Annotated in this window: 25 protein-coding genes; 15 read left to right on the plus strand and 10 right to left on the minus strand. The window is 61.8% G+C overall.

Annotation, left to right across the window (positions count from 1 at the left end):
- Positions 1-4 precede the first annotated feature (4 nt).
- A complete protein-coding gene (locus ACO06O_RS10555; RefSeq protein ID WP_421879272.1) occupies positions 5-829 on the plus strand; it encodes an FG-GAP repeat domain-containing protein in 825 nt (274 codons plus the stop codon).
- On the opposite strand, the gene ACO06O_RS10560 is transcribed toward ACO06O_RS10555, so the two are convergent.
- On the minus strand, positions 830-2,986 hold the full coding sequence (locus ACO06O_RS10560) for a heavy metal translocating P-type ATPase (protein WP_421879275.1): 2,157 nt from the start codon (positions 2,984-2,986) through the stop codon (positions 830-832).
- Between the two features lie 123 nt (positions 2,987-3,109).
- On the opposite strand from ACO06O_RS10560, the gene cueR reads away from it, so the two are divergent.
- The 4 genes from cueR to ACO06O_RS10580 all read left to right on the plus strand — a co-directional run bounded on the left by cueR (position 3,110) and on the right by ACO06O_RS10580 (position 6,747).
- Positions 3,110-3,502 (plus strand): Cu(I)-responsive transcriptional regulator, encoded by a 393-nt coding sequence (gene cueR, locus ACO06O_RS10565; protein WP_421879278.1) that lies wholly within the window; start codon positions 3,110-3,112, stop codon positions 3,500-3,502.
- Positions 3,499-3,933, plus strand: coding sequence for a c-type cytochrome (locus ACO06O_RS10570; protein WP_421879281.1), 435 nt, complete (start codon positions 3,499-3,501; stop codon positions 3,931-3,933). Before cueR ends, ACO06O_RS10570 begins: the two co-directional genes overlap by 4 nt.
- A 176-nt stretch (positions 3,934-4,109) precedes the next feature.
- Positions 4,110-5,774: an acetolactate synthase large subunit gene (locus tag ACO06O_RS10575; RefSeq protein ID WP_421879284.1), complete on the plus strand. Its 1,665-nt coding sequence runs from the start codon at positions 4,110-4,112 to the stop codon at positions 5,772-5,774.
- A 70-nt stretch (positions 5,775-5,844) separates the two neighbouring features.
- Complete coding sequence (locus ACO06O_RS10580; protein WP_421879287.1) at positions 5,845-6,747, plus strand: hypothetical protein; 903 nt, start codon at positions 5,845-5,847, stop codon at positions 6,745-6,747.
- A gap of 11 nt (positions 6,748-6,758) precedes the next feature.
- Here ACO06O_RS10580 and ACO06O_RS10585 read toward each other — a convergent pair whose 3' ends face one another.
- Positions 6,759-7,283 (minus strand): hypothetical protein, encoded by a 525-nt coding sequence (locus ACO06O_RS10585; protein WP_421879290.1) that lies wholly within the window; start codon positions 7,281-7,283, stop codon positions 6,759-6,761.
- Positions 7,284-7,570: 287 nt separating this feature from the next.
- Here ACO06O_RS10585 and ACO06O_RS10590 point away from each other — a divergent pair, with 287 nt between their 5' ends.
- Positions 7,571-7,990, plus strand: a complete 420-nt coding sequence (locus ACO06O_RS10590; RefSeq protein ID WP_421879292.1) for a hypothetical protein — start codon at positions 7,571-7,573, stop codon at positions 7,988-7,990.
- 20 nt (positions 7,991-8,010) lie between these two features.
- Here ACO06O_RS10590 and ACO06O_RS10595 read toward each other — a convergent pair whose 3' ends face one another.
- Positions 8,011-8,475, minus strand: coding sequence for a GNAT family N-acetyltransferase (locus ACO06O_RS10595; protein WP_421879295.1), 465 nt, complete (start codon positions 8,473-8,475; stop codon positions 8,011-8,013).
- A gap of 104 nt (positions 8,476-8,579) precedes the next feature.
- Between ACO06O_RS10595 and ACO06O_RS10600 the strand changes: the two genes are divergently transcribed.
- From ACO06O_RS10600 to ACO06O_RS10620, 5 genes are all read left to right on the plus strand, one after another.
- Positions 8,580-8,840 (plus strand): hypothetical protein, encoded by a 261-nt coding sequence (locus ACO06O_RS10600; protein WP_421879298.1) that lies wholly within the window; start codon positions 8,580-8,582, stop codon positions 8,838-8,840.
- 89 nt (positions 8,841-8,929) lie between these two features.
- Positions 8,930-9,085: a hypothetical protein gene (locus tag ACO06O_RS10605; protein WP_421879301.1), complete on the plus strand. Its 156-nt coding sequence runs from the start codon at positions 8,930-8,932 to the stop codon at positions 9,083-9,085.
- A gap of 13 nt (positions 9,086-9,098) precedes the next feature.
- Complete coding sequence (locus ACO06O_RS10610) at positions 9,099-9,539, plus strand: YqaA family protein (protein ID WP_421879305.1); 441 nt, start codon at positions 9,099-9,101, stop codon at positions 9,537-9,539.
- 100 nt (positions 9,540-9,639) lie between these two features.
- Complete coding sequence (locus ACO06O_RS10615; RefSeq protein WP_421879309.1) at positions 9,640-10,881, plus strand: DUF2325 domain-containing protein; 1,242 nt, start codon at positions 9,640-9,642, stop codon at positions 10,879-10,881.
- Entirely contained in the window at positions 10,878-11,414 is a 537-nt protein-coding gene (locus tag ACO06O_RS10620; protein WP_421879312.1) for a hypothetical protein, read from the plus strand. Before ACO06O_RS10615 ends, ACO06O_RS10620 begins: the two co-directional genes overlap by 4 nt.
- A gap of 43 nt (positions 11,415-11,457) precedes the next feature.
- Here the strand turns inward: ACO06O_RS10620 and ACO06O_RS10625 are convergent, their stop codons facing one another.
- Positions 11,458-12,870, minus strand: coding sequence for a PepSY-associated TM helix domain-containing protein (locus tag ACO06O_RS10625; RefSeq protein ID WP_421879314.1), 1,413 nt, complete (start codon positions 12,868-12,870; stop codon positions 11,458-11,460).
- 40 nt (positions 12,871-12,910) lie between these two features.
- Entirely contained in the window at positions 12,911-13,312 is a 402-nt protein-coding gene (locus tag ACO06O_RS10630) for a DUF2946 family protein (protein WP_421879317.1), read from the minus strand.
- Positions 13,313-13,611: 299 nt separating this feature from the next.
- Here ACO06O_RS10630 and ACO06O_RS10635 point away from each other — a divergent pair, with 299 nt between their 5' ends.
- Positions 13,612-14,118, plus strand: coding sequence for a hypothetical protein (locus tag ACO06O_RS10635; protein WP_421879320.1), 507 nt, complete (start codon positions 13,612-13,614; stop codon positions 14,116-14,118).
- Positions 14,119-14,200: 82 nt separating this feature from the next.
- Here ACO06O_RS10635 and clpA read toward each other — a convergent pair whose 3' ends face one another.
- Together clpA and clpS are read right to left on the minus strand one after the other, a co-directional pair.
- Complete coding sequence (gene clpA / locus ACO06O_RS10640) at positions 14,201-16,546, minus strand: ATP-dependent Clp protease ATP-binding subunit ClpA (RefSeq protein WP_421879323.1); 2,346 nt, start codon at positions 16,544-16,546, stop codon at positions 14,201-14,203.
- Positions 16,547-16,705: 159 nt separating this feature from the next.
- The gene (gene clpS / locus ACO06O_RS10645) at positions 16,706-17,089 is read right to left on the minus strand and encodes an ATP-dependent Clp protease adapter ClpS (RefSeq protein WP_420416183.1); all 384 of its coding nucleotides are present in this window, start codon (positions 17,087-17,089) and stop codon (positions 16,706-16,708) included.
- 217 nt (positions 17,090-17,306) lie between these two features.
- Between clpS and ACO06O_RS10650 the strand changes: the two genes are divergently transcribed.
- The gene (locus ACO06O_RS10650; RefSeq protein WP_421879326.1) at positions 17,307-17,687 is read left to right on the plus strand and encodes a hypothetical protein; all 381 of its coding nucleotides are present in this window, start codon (positions 17,307-17,309) and stop codon (positions 17,685-17,687) included.
- 9 nt (positions 17,688-17,696) lie between these two features.
- Here ACO06O_RS10650 and ACO06O_RS10655 read toward each other — a convergent pair whose 3' ends face one another.
- Together ACO06O_RS10655 and ACO06O_RS10660 are read right to left on the minus strand one after the other, a co-directional pair.
- The gene (locus tag ACO06O_RS10655) at positions 17,697-18,347 is read right to left on the minus strand and encodes a MarC family protein (protein ID WP_421879329.1); all 651 of its coding nucleotides are present in this window, start codon (positions 18,345-18,347) and stop codon (positions 17,697-17,699) included.
- Between the two features lie 96 nt (positions 18,348-18,443).
- On the minus strand, positions 18,444-18,716 hold the full coding sequence (locus ACO06O_RS10660) for a hypothetical protein (RefSeq protein ID WP_421879331.1): 273 nt from the start codon (positions 18,714-18,716) through the stop codon (positions 18,444-18,446).
- Positions 18,717-18,940: 224 nt separating this feature from the next.
- Here ACO06O_RS10660 and rpmE point away from each other — a divergent pair, with 224 nt between their 5' ends.
- Positions 18,941-19,162, plus strand: coding sequence for a 50S ribosomal protein L31 (rpmE, locus tag ACO06O_RS10665; protein WP_420416179.1), 222 nt, complete (start codon positions 18,941-18,943; stop codon positions 19,160-19,162).
- A 243-nt stretch (positions 19,163-19,405) separates the two neighbouring features.
- Positions 19,406-19,870, plus strand: coding sequence for an Hsp20 family protein (locus ACO06O_RS10670; protein WP_421879334.1), 465 nt, complete (start codon positions 19,406-19,408; stop codon positions 19,868-19,870).
- A 78-nt stretch (positions 19,871-19,948) separates the two neighbouring features.
- On the opposite strand, the gene ACO06O_RS10675 is transcribed toward ACO06O_RS10670, so the two are convergent.
- Positions 19,949-22,243 (minus strand): CHAT domain-containing protein, encoded by a 2,295-nt coding sequence (locus ACO06O_RS10675; protein ID WP_421879337.1) that lies wholly within the window; start codon positions 22,241-22,243, stop codon positions 19,949-19,951.
- Positions 22,244-22,444: the final 201 nt, after the last annotated feature.

Consider the following 22,444-nt stretch of genomic DNA (forward strand, 5'->3'; position numbering starts at 1 on the left):
GGGCATGGCCCGTCCTCTTCCGATCTTCGCCCTGATTTTCCTTCTGTCCGGCACAGCCGCCGCGCAGGAAATGCTGCCCGATGGCGGCGTCGCCGAAGGCATGGGGCTGAAGGCCTGGTACGCGGCGCCCACCGAGCGGTACCCGCATGGCATTCTCGGCGACGCGATAGAGGCGGGTAGCCTGATCGTCGAACGCGACGGCGACACTCTGCGTTACGATCTGCCTGAAGACAGCGTCTTCGAGGACCTGACCCCACGGATCGTCGATGCCGACGGCGATGGCGAACCGGAAATCCTGACTATACGGTCCTATCTGGACGGTGGTGCGACGATCGCCCTGTTCGGCATTCGCGCCGGGGCGATCACGCTGCTGGCGGAGGCCGCGCCGATAGGGACCGCCAATCGATGGCTCAACCCGGCCGGCGTGGCGGATTTCGACGGGGATGGCGACCCGGAAATCGCGGTGATCCGCACGCCGCATATCGGCGGAATTCTGATCCTCTACACTTGGGACCGTTCGTCCGGGCGCCTAGTCGAGGAAAGTCGCAAGAATGGGTACTCGACGCATGCCATCGGCTCACGGGCCCTGGGGCTGTCCCTGGTGATCGATTGGGACGGCGACGGCGTCACCGATCTGATGGTGCCGCGTCAGGACCGCAAGGAACTGGTGGCCCTATCCATGGCGGGCGGGCAGTTCCAGGAGATCGGCATATTCAAACTGCGGCGCGAGATCATCGGCGACCTGGAACTGCTTGGAAACTTCGTGAAAATTCCACTGAAGGGCGGGCTTAATCGCACCCTCGCCCGGCCCTATCCGAAGAAGAAATGATCAGGGCCGCCAGCGACGCAGCAGAAGCGAGCTGGTGACGACACTGACCGAACTCATCGCCATGGCCGCCCCGGCGATGGCGGGACTGAGATATCCGAACGCGGCCAGCGGCAGGCCGATCACATTGTAAATGAAGGCCCAGAACAGGTTCTGGCGGATTTTCCAGACCGTCCGGCGACAGATTTCGAGGGTACCCGGAACAAGATCGAGATCGGGCCGCATCAGGGTCACCGGGGCCGCATCCAGTGCGATTTCGGCACCGGTCCCCATCGCGATTCCCAGATCGGCCTGGACCAGGGCGGGCGCGTCATTGATCCCGTCGCCGACCATCGCAACGCGCCGACCGTCTTGTTGGTAAGCCCGCACGGTCTTGGCCTTCCGGTCCGGTTTCACCTGTGCCGCGACATCGTCGATGCCGAGCAACCGGGCGACATGGTTGGCCGCGGCCGCACTGTCGCCTGAAATCATCCCGAGCCGAAGCCCACGGTCCTTCAGGCGGGAGATCACCGTCCGAGCCCCGTCGCGCGGCGTATCGGACAGGCCGAACAGGGCGCGAAGTTTCCCGTCCTCTGCCAGAAGAACAACCGTGCTGCCGCCTTCTTCCAATTCCTGGATGCGGCTTTCATCCGCCGCCGAAACGGCGACACTCAGCCGTTTCATCAAAGCCCGGTTGCCGAGGCCGAGGGATCGTCCGTCGACGGTCCCGGTAATGCCTTCACCGGAATGGTTCCGGAATGATTGCGGCGACGGCAAGGCATCCTGGTTGCCGGCAAAAGCCTTACGAAACGCGCTTGCCAGGGGATGGTCGCTGCCCCGCTGAAGGATTACGGCATGACGCAGCGCCTCTTCATCGTCCCCGCCGGACACCAGCGCCGGTTTGCCCCGGGTGAGCGTTCCGGTCTTGTCGAACAGGACGGTGTCGATGCCCATGGCCCGTTCCATCGCATCGACGTCCTTGATCAGAATGCCGGCCCGTGCGGCGGCGCCCGTCCCGGCGACAATCGCCGTCGGCGATGCAAGGCCCAAGGCACAGGGACAGGCAATGACCAGGACGGATACCGCTGCGATGATCGCCTGTTCCAGTTCCTGACCGGCGATCAGCCATCCCGCGAAGGTGACAACGGCGATGACAAGAACGACGGGCACGAAGACCGCACTGACCCGATCGACCAGTTTCTGAACCGGCGCCTTGCCACTCTGTGCCCTTTCAACCAGTCGCGTAATCTTGGACAGGGTCGTATCCTTGCCGACGGCAGTCGCTTCAATTCGCAAAAGCCCATCGCCGTTAACCGCCCCACCGATTACCGGATCGCCTTTGCCCTTGGGGACCGGAACGCTCTCGCCCGTCACCAGGGATTCATCGACATCGGAATCTCCGCCGACGACTCGCCCGTCCACCGGAATGCGTTCGCCTGCCTTCACGATCAGGATATGTCCGACCGCCACGTCATCGATGGACACGGTTTCTTCACCGCCGGATTCGGTTTCGCGCCGAACGGTATCGGGGCGCAGCGCCATCAGCCCGCGGATCGCCTCACTGGCGCCCGCCTTGGCACGCGCTTCCAGCTGCTTGCCGAACAGAACAAGCGTCACAATGACGACGGCCGCCTCGAAATAGAGATGCCCTTCGGCGTGGCTCCCCAGCACCAGCACCATCCACAGCGAATAAAGATAGGCCGTGCCCGTTCCAATGGAGACCAGCAGGTCCATGGTGCCGCTGCGCGACCGGATCGCGTGAAGGGCGCCCTTATGGAATCGGAAGCCGGCGCCGAACACGACCGGCGCCGCCAATAGCGGTTCCAGCCAATAGGGCATCATCCAATGGAGCCCCAGCACCATGAAGATCATCTGTAAAAGGAACGGTATCGCCAACACCGCCGACAGGCCGAGCCACAGCCACGTCTTTCGGGTCTCCGCGCGCACGGCCGCCGCCCGTTCATCGGGGTCGATATCCTCCCGCCGCCATGCCGCATATCCCGCCCGGCCAACGGCCGCGATCAAATCTTCCTTGGACGCGTCGCCTTCCACATGAGCCCGTTCCAACGCCAAATTTACTGTTGCCTGCTCAACGCCGCGTACGGAAGAAAGCGCCCTTTCGACCGTTTTTGCGCAGCCGGCGCAGGTCATGCCGTCGATGTCGAACTCTTGGATAGCCATCTTGCCACCTTCCTTTCGACCCCCAACATGGAGATTCCAGTCACTGGAAGGTCAAGGGGTGTATTGACCTTCCAGTAGATGGAAGGTGCAAAAAAAGCTATTGAGCCCATCGGAGTGCAGAAAATGAACATATCGGACGCCGCAAAACGAACCGGGTTACCGGCGAAAACGATCCGCTATTACGAGCAGATCGACCTTATTTCCCCAACCCGGGGCGAGAACGGATATCGCGATTTCAGCTTTGAGGACGTTCAGCTTCTCCATTTCGTTCGGCGCGCCCGGGATCTGGGGTTTTCCGTCGAGGATTGCCGAACCTTGCTCGGTCTCTATACCGATGCGAACAGAGCCAGCGCCGAAGTGAAGTCGATTGCCCAGAATCATCTGTCCGAGATCGATGCGAAGATTGAGCAGTTGAATGCCATGCGCGAGACATTGTCCCATCTGGTGCATTGCTGCGACGGGGATTCCCGGCCGACCTGCCCGATACTTCAAAATCTGGCCGGAGACAGCCGATGATCCTTCGGACATTTGCCTATGCCGCTGTTCTTTCCCTGTCGTCCGTGGCAACCGCAGCCGCCGAAACGCTCTTCATTCCGGACGATCCGCAATTCACCGGCATCGGAAAGGTGATCTATCAGTCCCAATGCGCCGCCTGCCACGGGGTCGATCTGCAAGGCGAACCGGATTGGCGCCAGAGGAAACCCGACGGCAAGATGCCGGCCCCGCCACATGACGAAACCGGCCATACCTGGCACCACAGCGAGCGGCAGCTTTTTGAGATCACGAAGTTCGGACTGCAAAAATTTGCCGGCCCGAACTATCGCACGGACATGCCCGCATATGAATCGACACTGACGGATTCCGAGATCCTGGCCGTCCTGTCCTACATCAAGAGCACCTGGCCCGAAGACATCCGCACGCGCCACGACATGATGAGCAGACAATAGACCGGCCTCTTCTGTCATGGATAGTTTGCTTGCCAGGGCCGGGGGAAAAATCTGACACTGACGCCCCTCAAGCGCCGCCGGAAAGTTTACCCTCGACGCAAATGAAATCCCGCTTTCAACCCGCAAAGCGGTTCGGCATCTAGCGCTGGTCCAGCCATTAAACTGGGAGAAAACCGATGAAAGCCTCCGACCTTTTCGTCCAATGTCTAGAAGCAGAAGGGGTCGAGCGGATTTTCGGCGTTCCCGGCGAAGAGAATGCCGATCTTATGATCTCGCTGATGAACTCCAGCATCGATTTCGTTCTGTGCCGCCACGAACAGGCCGCCGCCTTCGCCGCCGATGCCTATGGCCGGCTGACCGGTAAGGCCGGCGTCTGCCTGTCGACCCTGGGTCCGGGCGCGACCAACCTGGTCACGGGTCTGGCCGACGCCAACATGGATCGCGCGCCGGTCGTCGCCATCATCGGCCAGGGATCAATCAGCCGACTGCATAAGGAAAGCCACCAGAACATGGATTCGGTGGCAATGATGCGGCCGATCTCGAAATGGGCGCAATCCATCGTCTCGGCCAAGAACATCACCGAGGTCGTGCGCAAGGCGTTCAAGGTCGCCGAACAGGAAAAACCGGGCGTCACCGTCATCGAACTGCCCGAGGACATCGCCAAGCAAGACATCGACGACAAGCCGATACGCATCAACAAGGTGCGCCGTCCGGCCGCGGACCATAAGGCCATCGCCGAGGCCGCCCGCCTGATCGGTCAGGCGAAGAAGCCGATCATTCTGGCCGGCAACGGCGCGATCCGGAAACGCGCCGCGAAACAGCTTTACCGCCTGGCGACGAAAACCGGGATCGGCGTGGTGAACACCTTCATGGGCAAGGGCGCGGTTCCTATGGACGATCCGCATTGCCTGTTCACCATGGGCCTGGGATCCGGCGACTATAACAACCTGGCCTTCGACGACGCGGATCTGGTGATTTCCTGCGGCTATGACCTCGTCGAATACGGCCCGGCCGCCTGGAACCGCACGAACAAGGACGACAAGACGATCATCCATATCGATTTCTGGCCGGCGGAGGTCGACCGGGATTATCAGCCGACCGTTGAGGTCGTTTCCGACCTGGCCGACGCGCTGTGGCAGTTGAACGAGGCGGTCAACGACATGTATGAGGACCGCCTGCCCCTGTTCGACATCCAGGATCGGGCGAAGCTGCGCGGCATCATGTCGGATGAGTTCTCGGCCGAAAAGGACGACACCGCCGTCCCGGTGAAGCCGCAGAAAATCCTGTGGGACGTGCGGCAGTTCATGGGACCGGAAGACATTCTGCTGTCCGATGTCGGGGCGCATAAGATGTGGATCGCCCGCCATTACCAGTGCCAGGAACCGAATACCTGCCTGATTTCCAACGGGTTCTGCACGATGGGCTTTGCCATGCCGGGATCCATCGGCGCGAAGATGGCCTATCCGGACAAGAAGGTTCTGTCGATTTCCGGCGACGCCGGTTTCATGATGAATGTGCAGGAACTGGAGACCGCCGTCCGGCGCAAGCTGAACATCGTCGCCATGGTCTGGTGCGACGGCGAATACGGCCTGATCAAATGGAAGCAGCAGAACGGCTTCCAGGGCCGGCATTCCGATTTGTCCTTCAACAATCCGGATTTCGTCCAACTGGCGAACAGCTTCGGGATGTGGGGGCGCGAGATCACGGCGACGGATCAGATTATTCCGACCCTGGAGGAAGCCTTCCAGCAGGACGGCCCGGCGCTGATCGCGGTGCCGGTCGACTACTCCGAAAACATGCGCCTGTCCGAACGGCTGGGGAATGTCAGCGTGGCCCTGTGATCGACGGGGCGTTGCCGGGACGGATAGCGGCGCATAAGGTCCGCCGCGATCTCACCCGATTGGAGGCGACATGCTGAAGACGATGCGCATAGCTGCCATTATAGCGGCAATCGGACTGGCCGTGGTGGCGCCCTCGTTTGCCCAGGATTCCGCGGCCGGCGACACCGCGTTGATCGCGCAATGGCAATCGCTGACCCCCGGCGATCAGTCGACCTTGCCCCAGGCGCTGCGCGCGGGCGACGCGGTACTGATGACTGCCGAGGGATCGGCGAATGACGCATTCTGGACTGTGCTGACGGACCGTGGATGGATGCGACGCGTCGACCCGCCGGAAGGATTGCCGTCGGAAACCAGGACGTATGTCATCACCGAGGCCGGTCGCCGACCGCTGGCACGGTTTCTGGCCGCGAACCCCGCCGCCAGCACGTCGCCCGAAACAGCATTCTACGAGGATCTCTGCGGGGCGATGTTCCAACCCGGCGACAAGGTCTATAGCCGACCGGAGGAGGAAATGCCCTGGGTCGCGATGTTTGCCCTGGGCTATTACGCCGCCGCGACGCCGGATGGGTTGAGCGTCAACGAGATCGCGACCCGCAAGGACGTTATCCCGGGCCTGCGTCAGCGCTGCCTGGATCGGCCGGACGAAACCTTCCTAACGGCGTTGTCGGAATCCATCCCGGCACCCCTGGCCGGTCACACCCCGGCCGGAGAAACAGGTGTCCCCTTCGGCGGCGCCTGCGGTGACGTGTTCGGCCCGCCCCCTGAATCGTTCAAGGGCAATCCGAACCAGTTCACCATGCTGGTCCATTTCGCGCTGGGCTACTACACCGCCAAGGGCCGCGCATGGGATATCAGCCCGGCTGACCTCGACGACCGCCGTGACCTCATGCCGATGATCTATGACAATTGCATGCGCGATCTGCAGAAGTCGCTGACCGACGCCCTGGACGAAACGGTACCGGGCGCGGGATAGGCCCGCCCTGTTCAGGACAGGCAGGTCGACGCCGAGATCACAGCGCGGCCGTCGGTCCCGAACCGGGCGACGGTCGGCGGCACATCGTCGCCCGCCAGATCGAACTTCAGCGCCGCCGTCGCTCCCAGAATCTCGCCGCCTTCGATGGTCGTTGGGCCGGACCGACCGCTGTCGTCCAGATCAATGGTGAAACCGACCGACTCCGCCGGCCCGAGATGCGTTAGCGACAGGGTCACGATCGTCCCGCCATCCGACACATTGGTGACAGAGCGGACCCGGTCGCCGCCGGTATAGATCCGAAATGGCTGGTATTCGGACACACCCGCGCCGCTGGCCGTCGTATCGAAATAGAGGCCGCCCGCCGAGGTCGAAAGATCGATTGTCACCGATACCGGCCCCAACTCGCAGAGATCCTTGTTTCGGATCGTCATGTAATCGTTGGGCGATCCTTCCTCGAACACAATCTCTACATTCGCATGAACCGATATCGGTATTGCGAACATCGTCACCGCCAAGGTCAGAAAAAATCCGCGCATGTCACCCGCCTGGCCTGCCGATCACATTTTATTCAGCGTAACGCATATTTACTCGAATTTAATCGGAATCGCCCCAATATAATATTCATCAGCGGCGTCCCGGAATACGTATTGGATGCCCACAGGTGGTCTGGCCCCGCCTGCCCGTCAGTTATCGGGCGGTCGACGGGACCCCAAAAGAGGAAGTGCACCAGCAGGGAGCGTAGGCGAAACAGCGCAGAATGCGCAGTGGCATTGGGTCGGCAGGCCCCGTTCGGAGCCAGTACCGGTCCGGAAAGGAGAACGCCATGAAACGCTCGCAAGCTAGGTCCACGGATCGCTATTTCTCGCAGTACATTTCTCGGCAAGGTGCCGCAGGGTTGGACTCCGTCCACCGCACCGCAAGCCGCACAGTCGGTCTGCTGGCAGTCGCGACGGCGGCGATCATCGCCCTGACCTGGCCCTTGGATAGCGCGAAAGCTCAATGGGCTGCGTGCGCCGAGCGCGCCGCCGTGGTGGAACGCCTTAAAGTCGGCTATCAGGAATCCGAAGCGGGCTACGGCGTGACCGGCAGCGGCCTGGTCGCCGAATTGTTCGTGTCGGAGACCGGCTCCTGGACAATCGTCATCACCCGTCCGGACGGGGTGAGCTGCCTCGTCGCCGCCGGCCAATCCTGGGAAACGCAGCCGGTTGCCCCGCGAACGGTGACAAAGGGGCCGGCATCTTAACGGTGACCGTCCGGCACACCCTATAACCGCCTGTCCATGAGGCTATAGGTTTCGCCGTCGTCGTAATCGAAGGTCTCGACAGAGCGCCAGCCGCAACGCGCATAGAACGGCGCTTTGTCGATTGTATAAAGAGAGACCGCCGCGAATCCGCGATCCCGCGCCGCGGCTTCCACCGCCTGAACAAGAAGGCGGCCGATCCCCTGCCCGCGCGCCGCCTCGACGACATAGATCGCCGCCAGCCAGGGCGCGCGCTCGTAATCCCGCTCCATCAGCTCACGCGGCACCAGCATCGCGCCCCCGACCAGATTGGCCTCCCGCAGCGCGCCCAGCACCGCCCAGGGACCGCGATCGACACAGTGATCGGCGACTTGCTGTTCCGATTCCGAATAATTGTCCTCCGCCGGATCGAAGAAGGCCTCATAACGCCACCGCGCATAGCGGTACATCCAATCCGTCCCGGATTCGATTGATCGGATCTCGGTCATCCCTCCCCCTTTCTCGGCCAATCTCGACGTTCGAGCGAAATCGCCATTTGCAATTGCGACTGATTATCATTATCGAAACACGCCATTCACATCGGGGCCAAGTCATGCATGCCATTTTCGCGGTCATGTTGATCGTCGTTTGCAAACCGGATCTCCTCCATTGCGGACCGGTTACCCATTGGAACTACGGCTGGCAGTCCGTTGAGAGCTGCAACAGCGAACGCGGCAGAATTCAGACGATCGCCCGCCGCCGCGCGCCGGAAACATCGGTCATCATGACCAAGTGCAAACTGTTCCTGAACGAAGCGCCGCGCCCGCCCTTCCCAACCTATCTGGATCAACCTAAAACCGGGAAATATTTCTGACGCCGGCATGCGGTAGACAGGTGTCCGGCCCGCCATTAGGGTTGCGCCCGGCGGATCGCGGTCGTTTCGGATGGCAAAGGATAGGTTCGATGCGTGTGGTTGCTTTGACCGGCCTATTGCTTGTTCTCACCGGCTGTGCCGATTGGAACTGGCGCGAATCCGGACGCGCCCTCCTGAAACAGCTTTGCTTCGCCGAATCCTCCGTCAGTTGCGACGAAGAACGCGCGGCGCAAAGACGGTACTGAGATCGCCGGATTCGTGGCTGAATTCATCGTCGTATACGGTGGCCTTTTCCTTTTGTCCTTCCTGGCCGCGACCATCTTCCCGGCCCAGTCCGAGATCGGGTTGGCGGCCCTGATCCTGTCCCAGGATTACAGTCTGGCCCTGCTGATCGTCGTAGCCAGTGCCGGCAACACATTGGGCAGCGTCGTGAATTGGGCGCTGGGCCGCGGTGTCGAACGGTTTCGCGACAAGCGCTGGTTTCCCGTCAAACCGGATCAACTAAACCGGGCCATCGCCTGGTACCGGAAATACGGCCGATGGAGCCTGTTGATGAGTTGGGCGCCCTTCATCGGCGATCCGCTGACCGTCGTCGCGGGAATCCTGCGGGAACCGATCCTCAGCTTCGTCCTGCTGGTCGCCATCGCTAAGACGGTCCGTTACATCGTCGTCGCCGCCTTGACCCTGCAGTGGCTGTGATCCCTTTCCACCGGAGTTAAAGATTCTTCGCAGACAGGGGTTGACGTAGAGCCTGATATTGCAAATCATTCGCATTCTCAGAACATCTTGTGAGGATGTCATGTGCGAGAAATGTGAACCGGCCGCCATTGGCGCCGGCCTGGAACGGCGGCGGCGCCTTTGGGAAATCGATTCGAACTGGCATTGCTCAATCGTGGGCACCTGCCTGACCTTGGGCGATCTGCGCCGCGTCGCGCGTAAGCTCGGCTACAAGCCCCCCGTCGATCCCTATTACGATGTCGACAGCTACCTGCACGGCTATTTCGTGAAGCTGTGCGGCAAGCCCACCATCGCCGCGAAAATGCTGGAGAAGGTGCTGAACCGCCGTCACGCGGGCGCCATCCGCAAACTGCAGAAGGTGAAGACGGTCGCCGATCTTTGCGACGCCTGGACAGCGGCCTTCAGCATCGGCGACGTGCCCGGCCCCTACTGGGCGATGCTCAGCCATCCGCTGATCGACCTGCGCCTGGGCAGCAAGATCTATAACGACGTCCACATGCTGTCGCATCTGGTCGGCGCATCGAACCGCGCCGATCTGGCCAATCTGCGCCGCCTGGAAAGCGACCTGGCCAGTGCCCAGGAACTGGCGGAGCAGACGCGGGCACGGTCCGCCGCCAAGATACGGGAAAAGGACGCGCGAATCGAAGAGCTGGAAGCACAGGTCGCCAGCCTGTCCGGCCGCCTGGAATCCGCCCGCAAGGAAAGCAAGAAAGCGCCGCCCTGTGCCATCGACCGCGATCAATCCGGCGCGGTCGTCGCCCATTTGGAGGCGCAACTCGCCCGAATGACCGAGCAAAACGAAATCCTGCAACGCGACAATGCGGCCTTTCATACGCTGGTCCCGTCCCTGCGCGACGAAATCCAGGCGCTGGAGCGGGCATTGGGCGATCCGGACGAGGCTGAGCCGGGTGAAGCAGGCTGCGACAATTTCCGGTGCGACCTGAAAGACCGCTGCCTTCTCTATGTCGGGGGAAGGACCCGCCATGTCGGGCAGATGCGGAATCTGGTCTCCGACTGGAACGGCATCCTCCTGCATCACGACGGCGGGTTGGAACAGTCGCTCGAAGAACTGTCCGGCGCGATCCTGAAGGCGGATGCGGTCTTCTTTCCGACCGATTGCGTCAGTCACAAGGCGATGTACCGCCTGAAATCCGTCTGCCAGCAGACAAAGAAGCCTTTCGTCCCGCTGCGCACCTCCAGCCTGTCCTGTTTCCTGGCCGGATTGGAAAAAACCCTGAAGGACGGCGGCACTGCAACGTCCGCCCAAGAAACCCCGCCGGAAGAGACGAGGAACTACCTGTGAGCCACCTTGCCGACGAAGCCTATCTGAAAGAAAGTTTCCGCGCCCTGACCCATCCGGAGCAATTGGCCCTGTGGGCGATCCGCATGTGGGTGCGCGCCTACCGCACTGAGGACCGGGAAGCCGCGGAAGCCATCCGGCACGGTTTGATCCTCTCGGATGTGCCCGACGGGACGGATGCGGCGCTGGACCGGTTCATGACGGTCCTCGCCGTCTCGACCCAGGTCTCCATCGACATCCGTTGCCCGAATTGCAAGAGCGTCAGCCCTGACGAGCACCGCCTGATGGGGGCCCTGGCGGCGATGCAGCAGACCGGCCGGCACGATCCGGCCATCCTACCCATGGCGCCGGACCGGTATCTGTCGGTCTGGCTGCCCCCCGCCGCGATCCGATTGTCCCGCGCGCCTCTACAGGCCCTGGCCCATGCTTTCGATGAGGCCGAACTGCGTCTGCGTCCGCGAAGCTGGGTCTTGCAATCGGCCGCTGTCGGCGAGGCCATCGAGGGGCGGAGCGCGACGGTCCACACGATCCATTGAATGGCAGAGGGGGCCGGGTCTTTGAGACCCGCCCCCTTACCCATCAGGACAGGGCCCGCTTCAGCGCCGGAAGGCGGCGCAGAACCAGAACGTCCAACGCGATGATGGACAGAAGCGCGATTCCGGCCATCGGGAAGGCCAGCGACACCGCCAATCCGACCAGTACCGCCCCCTGCCACAGCGGCATGTCGCGCGGCATGGGCGGCGCGGCGAGGCGCAAGGCGCGGGCGGGCCGGCGCTTCCACCACATGACGATCCCGCTGACGCACAGGAACACCACCGACAGGCAGAACACGGTGTTCAATGCGACATTCCAGGCCCCCAGATCGCCCTCGTGGAAGGCAATCCCGACAGCCATGCTCTGGCCGTAGATCGAGTAATCGGCAAAGCCGACATCGGCCAGAACCTTGCCGGTATACCGGTCGATATGCATCGTCCGGTCCGAGGTCGGATCCTCGCTGTCATTGCTCATCGAATCCCGCGACAGGGTCCAGACGCCTTGATCGCCGCGCGGGAAGGCAAGTTGGAAGCGGCCGTCGAACCCGGTCTGGCGCGCAAAGGCGACGATACTGTCCAGCGACACCGCCTGCCCTTCCGGAATGCCCGGGGCTCCGGCATCCGACCCGGAAACCGGCATCGGCGTCTGTTCCAGCGCCCAGGGGACTTCCTTGCGGCCGGCATGGTTCATCGACGCATGGGTGTCGTCAGACAACGGAACATTGTCCCATTTCTCCGCCGGGAAGGTACTCCAGGCCTGAACCATTTTCTCGCCCCAGATCCCCGCCCAGGACAGACCGGAAATCAGGAAGACGACCAGGATTAAAGAGATCCAGACGCCGATGACGGAATGCAGGTTTTTCCAAAGCGCCCGGCCCCGGGCCGAAAAACTTGGCACGAATGCGCTCAGCGTCCCGCCATTGCGCGGCCACCACAGGTAAAGACCGGTCGCGATCATGACGAGGGCCAGGGACGCGGCCGCTTCGATCGCGCGGTCGCCGATTGTGCCGAACAGCAACGTGCCGTGAATGTCGTCGGCCAGATCATAGAGGCCGCTGCGGCGCGGGAAACTGTCCAGCACCGTCGCGGTATAGGGATCGACGGCGACCATGATCGCATCCTCGCCCCGGTCGACCCGGAAGATCGCGGCCAGGTCGTCGGCACGGGGGGCGATGTACTGACGCAGATCGCCGTCGACGGCCGCCCGCGCGGCCTCCGCCTGCTGCGACACCGGCAGCGGCGTTCCGGCGGCGCTGGGGACTTCGACCCATTCGCCGTCGCGGCCCTGCAGGACGCTGGTCCACAGCATGATCATGCCGGTCGTGGCGAGTACCAGCAGAAAGGGGATGACATAAAGCCCGGCATAGAAGTGCCAGCGCCAGGCGGCGCCATAGAATTTCACATTTGCGGAAGCACGCGCTTCCAGACCGGCATCGCCGGTTTGGTCGATGGAAACCATGATTTCTTTCCTCTGAATGAAGACTGTGGATGCGGTTCAGTCAGAGGGAAAGCGGCGGCCCCCGCGCCTCGGGCGTTTCGCACAGGGACCGGGGCACGGCATCTGTATCCCCGATGGGAAAGCACAATGCCGCCACCGGCCGCGATTCGATGAATGCGATATCGTTCTGTTGCGGGACGGACAGCGACTTGCCGGCCGCGCAAAGCGGGCAGACCGGCTGAAATCCCTGGCCATCTTCGTTGGCATCGCCCGGCTGTTCCGCCGGGGCCTCTGCCGTCATTTCAGCCGATACGGTGATCTGCGCGAAACCGGTTCCGGTACAGATCCAGATCGTCCGGCCGGAATCGGACGTTCCGGCCATGGCATGGCCGACACCTGTGACGCTCGCGAGGCAATACAGCAGCGCGACGACGGCGTTCAGGAATGTCCTGCGGCGGAACATGTTTTTCACCCGACCCTCAAATCCGCGATCCCGCCCGGGTCCGCGAACTTCCTCGCGCAAATGACACGCAAGGCCGAACCGCGTCAAGCCGGTGCATGGTATTATGGTCCCTAGCCTGCCTTATTAACCTTTGCTTAGGGGGTTCGCGCTATCGTCGTGACTGAGGGTGGGGAGCGACTGGAAGCGAGGGTTGCTCCGCCATGTTTTATCAAGCGTTTATGTCTGCCGCGACTACCCGCGCAGCCCCAAACTTGGCCCCGTCGTCAGACCTGATTCCGACGCATCAGGAACATTACTGGTTGTCCGAATATCTGGCCGGGATCGCGCCGGAAGACGGTATCGTGGATTGGCGTAGCATCCGACCGGAGGAATTCCATCCGTCGATCTTCCCCTATCTGGTGCTGTTCGAGGTCGTAGAAGGCGACGACGGCGAGGCGGTGGATTTTGTTTACCGCGTGATGGGCGAAAGGCTGATCGAGTTTGCCAGGGTCAACATGACGGGCAAGCCGCTTTCGATGTTCCCCTTCCCGAACATCCGCGCCAGCGTCATGTGCCTGGCCCAGCGCGCCCATGAGACAAAGCGCCCGGTCTTCTCCAACACCCGGTCCAGTTTCGACTACGAGAAGTCCCTGATGACGGAACGCAGCTTCTACCCGGTCACCCGCAACGGCCGCCCCTGCGTCCTGGCGCTAATCACCGTCACCAAACCGCCGGTCCCCTTCGCCGACCTGTTCAGCGCCGCCACATTGCCCCAGGCGGAGATCGAACATTTCCGCGTCCTGGAAACGCCGCACGCCTGGGTTTGATCGGCCCCCCTTCTCCTGTCCCTGACAAACGAAAGCCTCCGGTGGACGACACCGGAGGCTTTCTTGTCAGATCGTCGGTCCCTTATGCCTTCTCGCCCGTCTTCGGTACGGAGCTGGAGCCCTTGCCCTTCTTGCCCTTGGCTTTCTTCGCCGTTGTATCGGGGAAGGCGAAGCGGAGCTTGTCTTCGGCCTTGTCGGTGTCGACCAGGACATTGCCGCCACTGGCCAGCTTGCCGAACAGCAGTTCCTCGGCCAGCGGACGTTTGACGTGTTCCTGGATGATCCGGGCCAGCGGGCGGGCGCCATATAGGTCGCTGTAGCCCTTCTCGCCCAGCCAGGCGCGCGCTTCGTCGGTCAGTTCGATGGTGACGTCGCGGTCGGCAAGCTGTGCTTCCAACTGGATCACGAACTTGTCGACGACCTGGCCGATCACATCCTTCGACAGGCGCGCGAAGGGGATGACGGCATCCAAGCGGTTGCGGAATTCCGGCGTGAACAGGCGTTCGATCGCCTCGGTATCCTCGCCCTCGCGCTGTTCGCGGCCGAAGCCGATGGCGGGTTTGGCCATATCGGCAGCGCCGGCATTGGTGGTCATGATCAGGACCACATTGCGGAAATCGACCGACTTGCCGTTATTGTCCGTCAGCTTGCCGTGATCCATGACCTGCAGCAGCACGTTGAACAGGTCGGGGTGGGCCTTCTCGATCTCGTCCAGCAACAGGACGCAATGCGGCGTCTGGTCGATGGCGTCGGTCAAGAGACCGCCCTGGTCGAAGCCGACATAGCCCGGAGGCGCGCCGATCAGACGGGAGACCGTGTGGCGCTCCATGTATTCCGACATATCGAAGCGCTTCAGTTCGACGCCCATGGTGCGGGCGAGTTGCTTGGCGACCTCGGTCTTGCCGACGCCGGTCGGGCCGGAGAACAGGTAGGACCCGATCGGCTTTTCCGGTTCGCGCAGGCCGGCGCGGGCCAGCTTGATCGCGGAAGTTAGGGCATCGATGGCCTTGTCCTGGCCATAGACCATGGTTTTCAGATCGGATTCCAGATTCGACAGGGCGTCGCGGTCGTCGCGGCTGACCTGTTTCGGGGGGATACGCGCGATCTTGGCGACCACGGCCTCCACATCCTTGGTGCCGATCTGCTTCTTGCGCTTGCTTTCGGCCAGCAACATCTGCGCCGCGCCGACCTCGTCGATCACGTCGATGGCCTTGTCCGGCAGCTTACGGTCGTTGATGTAGCGCGAGGACAGTTCCACCGCCGTCTTGATGGCGTCATGGGTGTATTTCACCCGGTGGTGATCCTCGTAATACGGCTTCAGGCCCATCAGGATCTTGATCGCATCCTCGACCGACGGTTCGGTCACGTCGATCTTCTGGAAGCGGCGGGCCAGCGCCCGGTCCTTCTCGAAATGGCCGCGATATTCCTTATAGGTCGTCGACCCGATGCAGCGTAGCGTGCCGGATTGCAGCGCGGGCTTCAAAAGGTTCGACGCGTCCATCGCGCCGCCGGTCGTCGCCCCGGCGCCAATGACGGTGTGAATTTCGTCGATGAAAAGGATCGCGCCCTCGGTCGCTTCCAGCTCCTTCATCACTGCTTTCAGGCGTTCCTCGAAATCGCCGCGATAGCGGGTTCCGGCTAACAGCGCGCCCATATCCAGGGAATAGATGGTGCAGGTGGCCAAAACGTCGGGCACGTCCAGTTCCACGATCCGCTTGGCCAGCCCTTCCGCGATCGCCGTCTTGCCGACGCCCGGATCGCCGACCAGCAGCGGGTTGTTCTTGGTCCGGCGGCACAGGACCTGGATCACGCGCTCCACTTCCTGGGTGCGGCCGATCAGCGGGTCGATCTTGCCCTCGCCTGCCTTGTGGTTCAGGTCGACGCAATAGGCGTCCAGCGCCTCGTGACCGGACTTGTTGACCTCCTCGGCCTTGGCATCCTCTTCCGTCCCGGACGGGGCGGCGCTGGCGGCAGTCTGGTCCGGCTCCTGCCCCGGCACCTTGGCGATGCCGTGCGAGATGTAATTGACCGCGTCAAACCGCGTCATGTCCTGAAGCTGCAGGAAATAGACGGCGTGGCTTTCCCGTTCGGAGAAGATCGCGACCAGGACGTTGGCGCCGGTCACTTCCTCGCGGCCCGACGACTGGACGTGGATGGCCGCGCGCTGCAGCACGCGCTGGAAGCCGGCAGTCGGCTTCGGATCTTCGTCCAGCAGGGTGACGAGGTTGCTGAGATCATTGTCGATATAGTCGGACAGGCTGCCGCCCAGCTTCTCGACATCGACCCCGCAGGCGCGCATGACGGCGACGGCGTCCTGATCTTCGGTCAGGGCCAGCAGCAGGTGCTCCAGCGTCGCGTATTCATGGCTGCGCGATCCGGCATGGCCGAGCGCGCGGTGCAGAGTCTGTTCGAGAGCCTTGGATAACATGTAACGGCAGTCTCCTGGTTCGAGGAGCCGGCCTGGTGGGGGATTCCGTCTGATGGCCGGCCCTGATGACTCGAGTCTAACGCGAGTCGGGTTAACGAAGTCCTTAAGACTGAGTTTGGAACGCGGGGATCGCTATGCAAGCCCCGCGCCGAATTTCCCTCACTCCTTCTCCAGCGTGCACTGGAGGGGATGGCCTTCCTTGCGCGCCAGGTCCATGACCTGGGTCGCCTTGGTCTCCGCGACTTCGTAGGTATAGACGCCGCATACGCCGACGCCGCGATTATGGACGTGCAGCATGATCTGCGTCGCCTCCTCGCGGCTCTTGTTGAACAGGCGCTCCAGAATGAAGACGACGAACTCCATCGGCGTGTAGTCGTCGTTCAGCATCAGCACCTTGTACATCGACGGCTTCTTGGTTTTCGGACGCGTCTTGGTGACCACGCCCGTCCCGGGCGCACCGCCATCACCGCCATCCTTGCGGTCGTCCCTGTCCGGCCCGCCGTGAAGCGCCGATTTGGGTTCCTGCCGCTGCCATTCCGTCATGTCTGTTCCGACCGATCGTGATCTGGATTGGAAATTCGGCGTGCCGGGAACGGACCGCGATGGCCGAACCGGGTCACTGCCCTAGTGCACCGCATTATATTGTGCGATTCAAGCGCATTCAAAGGGGGAGATCGACGCTTAACGCCGGTTGATTTGAGTTCGGACCCGTGCTGGGGTCGCTACCCCCCTGACTTTGGGGAAGCTAGAGGAGACGGTCATGAAATTCGATGCCAAGCAACCGCCGCGCGCGTTCCGGGTCGGCGCAGACGGTGAAATCGAATTGCTGGATTGCGGGACCGTCTGGCTGGCGCCGGACGAACAGGTGACGTTTCGGACCGACAACCGTGCTGCCACGGCCTTCGACGTCACGCGCAAGGAGTTCGGCTATTACGCCGCCAATTCCCTGAATGGGACCCTGCCGCGCCAGGGCCTGCGTGCCGCCCTATGCCGGAACGATGCCCATTCCCTGCTGTACATGCTGTTTGTCGAGGACGGAAAGGAAGACCAGTACCGCGCCTATCTCGACGCCGAAGGCATGACGCATCTGGGCTGGATGGACGAATTGGACCCATCGACCCTGCCGGCGCGTGCGCCCTGAGGCAATCGGTCAGGAGCCGGGTGGCAGCAGTTCGAGCAGCCCCAGATCCTGGAGCCCGCCCAGCACCGCATCGACCGCGATGGTCGCCAGCACGATGCCCATGACCCGGCTGACCACATTCGCGCCGGTATTGCCCAACAGGGGTTTCAGCTTGGCCGCCAACAGCAGCAGCACCAGCGTGATCGCCATGACAAACACCAGCAAAACGCCGGTCGCGGCCTGTTCTGCGATCGGCGTCTCGTGATTGTCCGTCAGGACGACTATGGCCAGCATTGCCCCCGGAGAGGCGATTGACGGCATGGCCAACGGAAAAACCGCGCCAGACAGATAATCCCGCTCTGCTTCCTTGATCTCGCGATCCGACTTGGCCTCGCCGAAAATCATCGTCATGGCGAAGAGGAACAGGATGATGCCGCCCGCAACCTGGAAGGATCCGAATCGCAGCCCCAGCGACTCCAGCAACAATTGACCCGCGACGAGGAAAAGAAGCAGCACGATCGTAGCGATCAATACTGCACGTACTGCAAACTTTACATGAAGGTGCCGGGGAACACGTGCCGTCGCAAAGTAAAAGACCGGTAAGGATCCGATCGGATCCACGACCACCAGAATGGTTATGAATTCCCGCGCAAGTTCCACCCAATTAAGCCATTCCGGCATCAAATATCCCTAGTTTCCAATATGACCGGGCCCCAAAATCACCCCTCTACAATATATGGTCCGATTCACGAAAATGGGAGACATCAGAAGTATATTTTATTCTGTCCCGATCCGGGGCGGTCCCCCCTTCGCCGCCTGGCTCGGCCCAAAGGCCTTATCCAGCACGCGAGTGGAGTCCTCTGCCAGTCTGATGGCCTCACTCAGATGTTCCAGAACCTTGATATTGTTCGCCAAGACGTGTTGAGCCTCGGGACGCGCATCATCCGTAATCTTGGTACAGCGGATCAGAACGTCCTTGCGTAGGATCCGCAGGATCGTTTCCAGGCGTTGCCCATCCGGATGCTCCTCGGAAACCAAAAAATGCGTCATTGGACAGTCTCCTCACCTTGATGTTCGTCAGCGGACATTCCCGATCGCCCTTGAATGCAGCATAGCCCCGTTCTCTTGCAGGCGTCGACAGCGAGATTTTCCGCAGAAACCGGTTGCATTGCGCCTTCCGCGCGGGTACAAGCCGCGTCCGATACGCATAGACGAAGCCGTCGGACCCGCGCCCTGGGCGCGCCGCGACGCAAGATTTTTGGAGCGCGAGTGCGATGAAAAAAGAAATTCATCCGGATTACCACTGGATCACCGTCACCATGACCGACGGCACGAGCTACAAGACGCGCTCGACCTGGGGTTCGGAAGGCGACGAGATGAAGCTGGACATCGATCCGACCGGTCACCCGGCCTGGACCGGCGGCACGGGCAAGCTGATGGCGTCCGGCCAGCTGGACCGCTTCAACAAGCGCTTTGCCAACTTCGGCATCAAGTAAGCAGCGCTTGCGTCAGCGAATTTACAGGGCGGCCCTTCGGCCGCCCTTTTCGTGTTGAAGGCGCGATTTTTCCCTCTTGAACAGAAAATTTCCGGTTCCTATATCCCGGATGCCGACCGGTGCCGTGGAATGCCCAGGCTGGGGTTCCGACACACGGACAGACATCGGAAGGCAAAACGGGAGACGCCGCCGACTTCGGGGCGTCTCGGGAAAAACTGGTATCGCTCAAGAAGGAGGATCACCATGCGTGGATTCGACATGACCCCGCTGTTGCGTACGACCGTCGGCTTCGACCGTCTGGCCCGTACCCTGGACACCCTGTCCGCCGAACAAATTCCGTCCTATCCGCCCTACAACATCGAAAAGCTGGATGAAGAACGCTACACCATCACGATGGCGGTGGCCGGCTTCTCGCAAGACGATCTGGACATCACCGTCCAGGAGAATCAGCTGACGGTGAAGGGCAAGATCGAAGCGCCGGAAGGTGCGGTCGAACGCCACTTCCTGCATCGAGGCATCGCCGAACGCGCCTTCGAGCGTCAGTTCAGCCTGGCCGACCATATCAAGGTCGCCGACGCGTCGTTGGAAAACGGCCTGCTGCATATCTCGCTGAAACGCGAAGTGCCGGAAGAGGCCCGTCCGCGTCAGATCGCGATCACCAGCGCGACCGGCGGCAAACGCGCGGCCATCGAAAAGAAAGCCGCGTAACGCCTTCGACTCACCGGACAGAAGGCAGGGCGCGCCGGGCAACCGGCGCGCCCTTTCGCATCTTTCGAGCGGCTCGCGTCAGACGGAACCTGTCAGTTGGAACGCCGACCAATAGACCGGATGGGGGAATTCCTTGCGGGTTTCGATCATCGCCGCGCGCAGCGCCTGTGCCTTCGGCATGGTCCGCAGATTCCGATAGAATCGCTCCATCAGATAGGCAGTCCCTTCATCCGACACCGGCCACAGGCTGGCCACGACCGATTGCGCCCCGGCATAGAGGAAACCGCGGGTCAGGCCGATCACATCGTCGCCTGTCTCGACCGTCCCCAGACCGGTGTCGCAGGCGCTCAGCGTGACCAGATCGGCATTGAGGCGCAGACCGTACAACTCGTCCACCGTCAGCGACCCGTCCTCCCCCTCGCCCGGCGATAGCAGCAGGCGGGACGACAGCGGGGCTTCCGGATCGAACTGGCCATGAGATGCCAGATGCAAATACCGGAAAGCCGGCGCGAACTTCTTGAAGCTCGATTCCGATGCGTATTGGCGCAGCAGGATGCGCGACTGCGCCCAGCCCTTGTCGATCGCGCGCGTTTCGTTCTCCGCCCCCGGCAGGTCAAGCGACGGATCGCCCAGATCGGGATTGCCGAAGGCCAGCAATTCCTCGGTCGGGGTCGTGTCTTTGTTCAGGAAACGCATGACCGACGCGCTGGGCAGAATACGCAAATTGTAGCGGTCGATCAGGAAGCCCGACCCGTCATGCAGCGCGGCGAAGGGAACGTAATGCAACGGTCCATGCGGCACGATGGTCAGGCGCTTGCCGGACAATTGATCCGCGACCGGCGCGATTAGACGGTCATAGACGCGTTGACCGGCGACCATATATGCATCCGCCCGCACATTCTGAACCGAGCGCCGGAAATTGGTGACGGTCGACGCCAATGGGAAGCGCGGCAGCGCCACCGCACGGATCTCGCTGCGAGTGACGGTAAAGGCGTACAAGTTTTCGCCCTGACCGAAATACTCCAGCAGCACTTCGTCCGGTGCCAGACGCGCCTGGATCGCCGCCGCCTGTTCCGGCGAGACGGTCACCAGCGACGCCAGCTCCGGCGCGGCGGCCTGAAGGGCCTGACGTTTCTGATCCAGCGTGGCCGCCCGTGTCGCCTGGCTGTCCGCGTCCAGGGACGCGATCTCCACCGATTTGCGCTCCAGCGCATCCAACTCACCGACCAACGCCGCCGCCTGGGGATTATCCGCTGCGAATTGGCTGCGGCTCGCCAGCATGTCGACCATGGCCCGGGCCTTGGCCCGTTCGGCATAGTCGAACGCAGCGACGGCGTCGCCCTTCTCCACCAGCAGGACGACGAGATCCTGATAGACATCGTTGCGGTTGCCGACGAAGCCCAGCTTGTAGGACTCGCTCTCAAGATGCGACCGCTGGCGTTCCAGGACTTCGATTGCGCGGCGGTAATAATCCGCGGCGGTCGCGGGATCCCCCTGCGCCAACGCGATCTGGCCACGCTCATACAAAATCTGGAAATGGGTGTCGCCGAAGCTGGCCAAGCGTGGCTCCGCAAGCAGGTCGTCATAGCCCACCTGCGCCTCGTCGATGCGACCGGCCTTGAACGCCGTTCGATTGACCATGACCTTCAACGGAAAGTCCTGAACGAAACCTATGTCATCGAAATTGGTACCAGCGACGGCATAGGCCACCGGCTCCAGGATCGGCTTCTCAATGACCAGCAAGGCGCCAATAAACGCGTCTGTCGCCCTCTGAAAATCGGATCGATCATCCCGGGTGAAAATATCGTAGGCGTCTGCGTATCGGCCCTCGATAAAATAGCTTTGCCCGATCCAGCGACGGAGCAGCGCCAGTTGCGGTTTGTCGTCGATTTCGGATTTTCTGGACTGATCATAGATCGCAAGCAGCCCGTCACGATGATGTTGGGCGGCCGCGAAATCGCCTCTCAGCGCTTCAATGGTGGCAAGCCAGCCGAGCGGCTCGATACGTGCAAAAGTCCGAACCTGCTGAGCATAAAAGCTGTCCTCGGAATTCGGATTGTTGAGCCCGAGCGTGAGGATGGCCGTCATCGCGTTGAGGCCCTCATTCATCACCGCACGCGGGTTCCGTTTCGACGCTGCATAGGCGGCCGAAGCAAATTGCTGCGCCTCATCATACCGGCCAAGGGCAAGGTGCTTTTCGACCTCCAACCCATTCAGCAAAATCTCAACATAATCGTCGTTGTAGGTCATGATCGGGGCCGGGCTGAAATCTTCTTTGTAAGCCCGCGCCTTTAGCGGCTCGAGACACCGATCCAACTCGGAATAGCGCTGCAAGGTCTGCAGCGCCTTGCAGACATGGTAGTGATCCGCCAAGGACATTTCAGAATATTCGGAGTTCGACGACCCTTCGACGACCGCGGAAAAATTGCCCTGACTGGCACTTCGGGAGGTCGCGGTGACACATCCGGCGAGCGTAAGGCAAAGAAGCACGGTCGCTATACAACGGGTTTGACCCTGAAAAATCTCCATCGAATCCCCCTAACATCATCAACAGTCCTAAGCACTGCATACAGG

Origin of the sequence: Pacificispira sp. (genome assembly GCF_965228185.1) — a bacterium.
Lineage (GTDB): Bacteria > Pseudomonadota > Alphaproteobacteria > UBA8366 > Aestuariispiraceae > Pacificispira.

Bases quoted from the DNA above. Each gene is read 5' to 3' on its own strand.
- ACO06O_RS10555 (WP_421879272.1), top strand. From the start codon at position 5: ATGGCCCGTCCTCTTCCGATCTTCGCCCTGATTTTCCTTCTGTCCGGC.
- ACO06O_RS10560 (WP_421879275.1), bottom strand. From the start codon at position 2,986: ATGGCTATCCAAGAGTTCGACATCGACGGCATGACCTGCGCCGGCTGC.
- cueR (WP_421879278.1), top strand. From the start codon at position 3,110: ATGAACATATCGGACGCCGCAAAACGAACCGGGTTACCGGCGAAAACG.
- ACO06O_RS10570 (WP_421879281.1), top strand. From the start codon at position 3,499: ATGATCCTTCGGACATTTGCCTATGCCGCTGTTCTTTCCCTGTCGTCC.
- ACO06O_RS10575 (WP_421879284.1), top strand. From the start codon at position 4,110: ATGAAAGCCTCCGACCTTTTCGTCCAATGTCTAGAAGCAGAAGGGGTC.
- ACO06O_RS10580 (WP_421879287.1), top strand. From the start codon at position 5,845: ATGCTGAAGACGATGCGCATAGCTGCCATTATAGCGGCAATCGGACTG.
- ACO06O_RS10585 (WP_421879290.1), bottom strand. From the start codon at position 7,283: ATGCGCGGATTTTTTCTGACCTTGGCGGTGACGATGTTCGCAATACCG.
- ACO06O_RS10590 (WP_421879292.1), top strand. From the start codon at position 7,571: ATGAAACGCTCGCAAGCTAGGTCCACGGATCGCTATTTCTCGCAGTAC.
- ACO06O_RS10595 (WP_421879295.1), bottom strand. From the start codon at position 8,475: ATGACCGAGATCCGATCAATCGAATCCGGGACGGATTGGATGTACCGC.
- ACO06O_RS10600 (WP_421879298.1), top strand. From the start codon at position 8,580: ATGCATGCCATTTTCGCGGTCATGTTGATCGTCGTTTGCAAACCGGAT.
- ACO06O_RS10605 (WP_421879301.1), top strand. From the start codon at position 8,930: ATGCGTGTGGTTGCTTTGACCGGCCTATTGCTTGTTCTCACCGGCTGT.
- ACO06O_RS10615 (WP_421879309.1), top strand. From the start codon at position 9,640: ATGTGCGAGAAATGTGAACCGGCCGCCATTGGCGCCGGCCTGGAACGG.
- ACO06O_RS10625 (WP_421879314.1), bottom strand. From the start codon at position 12,870: ATGGTTTCCATCGACCAAACCGGCGATGCCGGTCTGGAAGCGCGTGCT.
- ACO06O_RS10630 (WP_421879317.1), bottom strand. From the start codon at position 13,312: ATGTTCCGCCGCAGGACATTCCTGAACGCCGTCGTCGCGCTGCTGTAT.
- clpA (WP_421879323.1), bottom strand. From the start codon at position 16,546: ATGTTATCCAAGGCTCTCGAACAGACTCTGCACCGCGCGCTCGGCCAT.
- clpS (WP_420416183.1), bottom strand. From the start codon at position 17,089: ATGACGGAATGGCAGCGGCAGGAACCCAAATCGGCGCTTCACGGCGGG.
- ACO06O_RS10650 (WP_421879326.1), top strand. From the start codon at position 17,307: ATGAAATTCGATGCCAAGCAACCGCCGCGCGCGTTCCGGGTCGGCGCA.
- ACO06O_RS10655 (WP_421879329.1), bottom strand. From the start codon at position 18,347: ATGCCGGAATGGCTTAATTGGGTGGAACTTGCGCGGGAATTCATAACC.
- ACO06O_RS10660 (WP_421879331.1), bottom strand. From the start codon at position 18,716: ATGACGCATTTTTTGGTTTCCGAGGAGCATCCGGATGGGCAACGCCTG.
- rpmE (WP_420416179.1), top strand. From the start codon at position 18,941: ATGAAAAAAGAAATTCATCCGGATTACCACTGGATCACCGTCACCATG.
- ACO06O_RS10670 (WP_421879334.1), top strand. From the start codon at position 19,406: ATGCGTGGATTCGACATGACCCCGCTGTTGCGTACGACCGTCGGCTTC.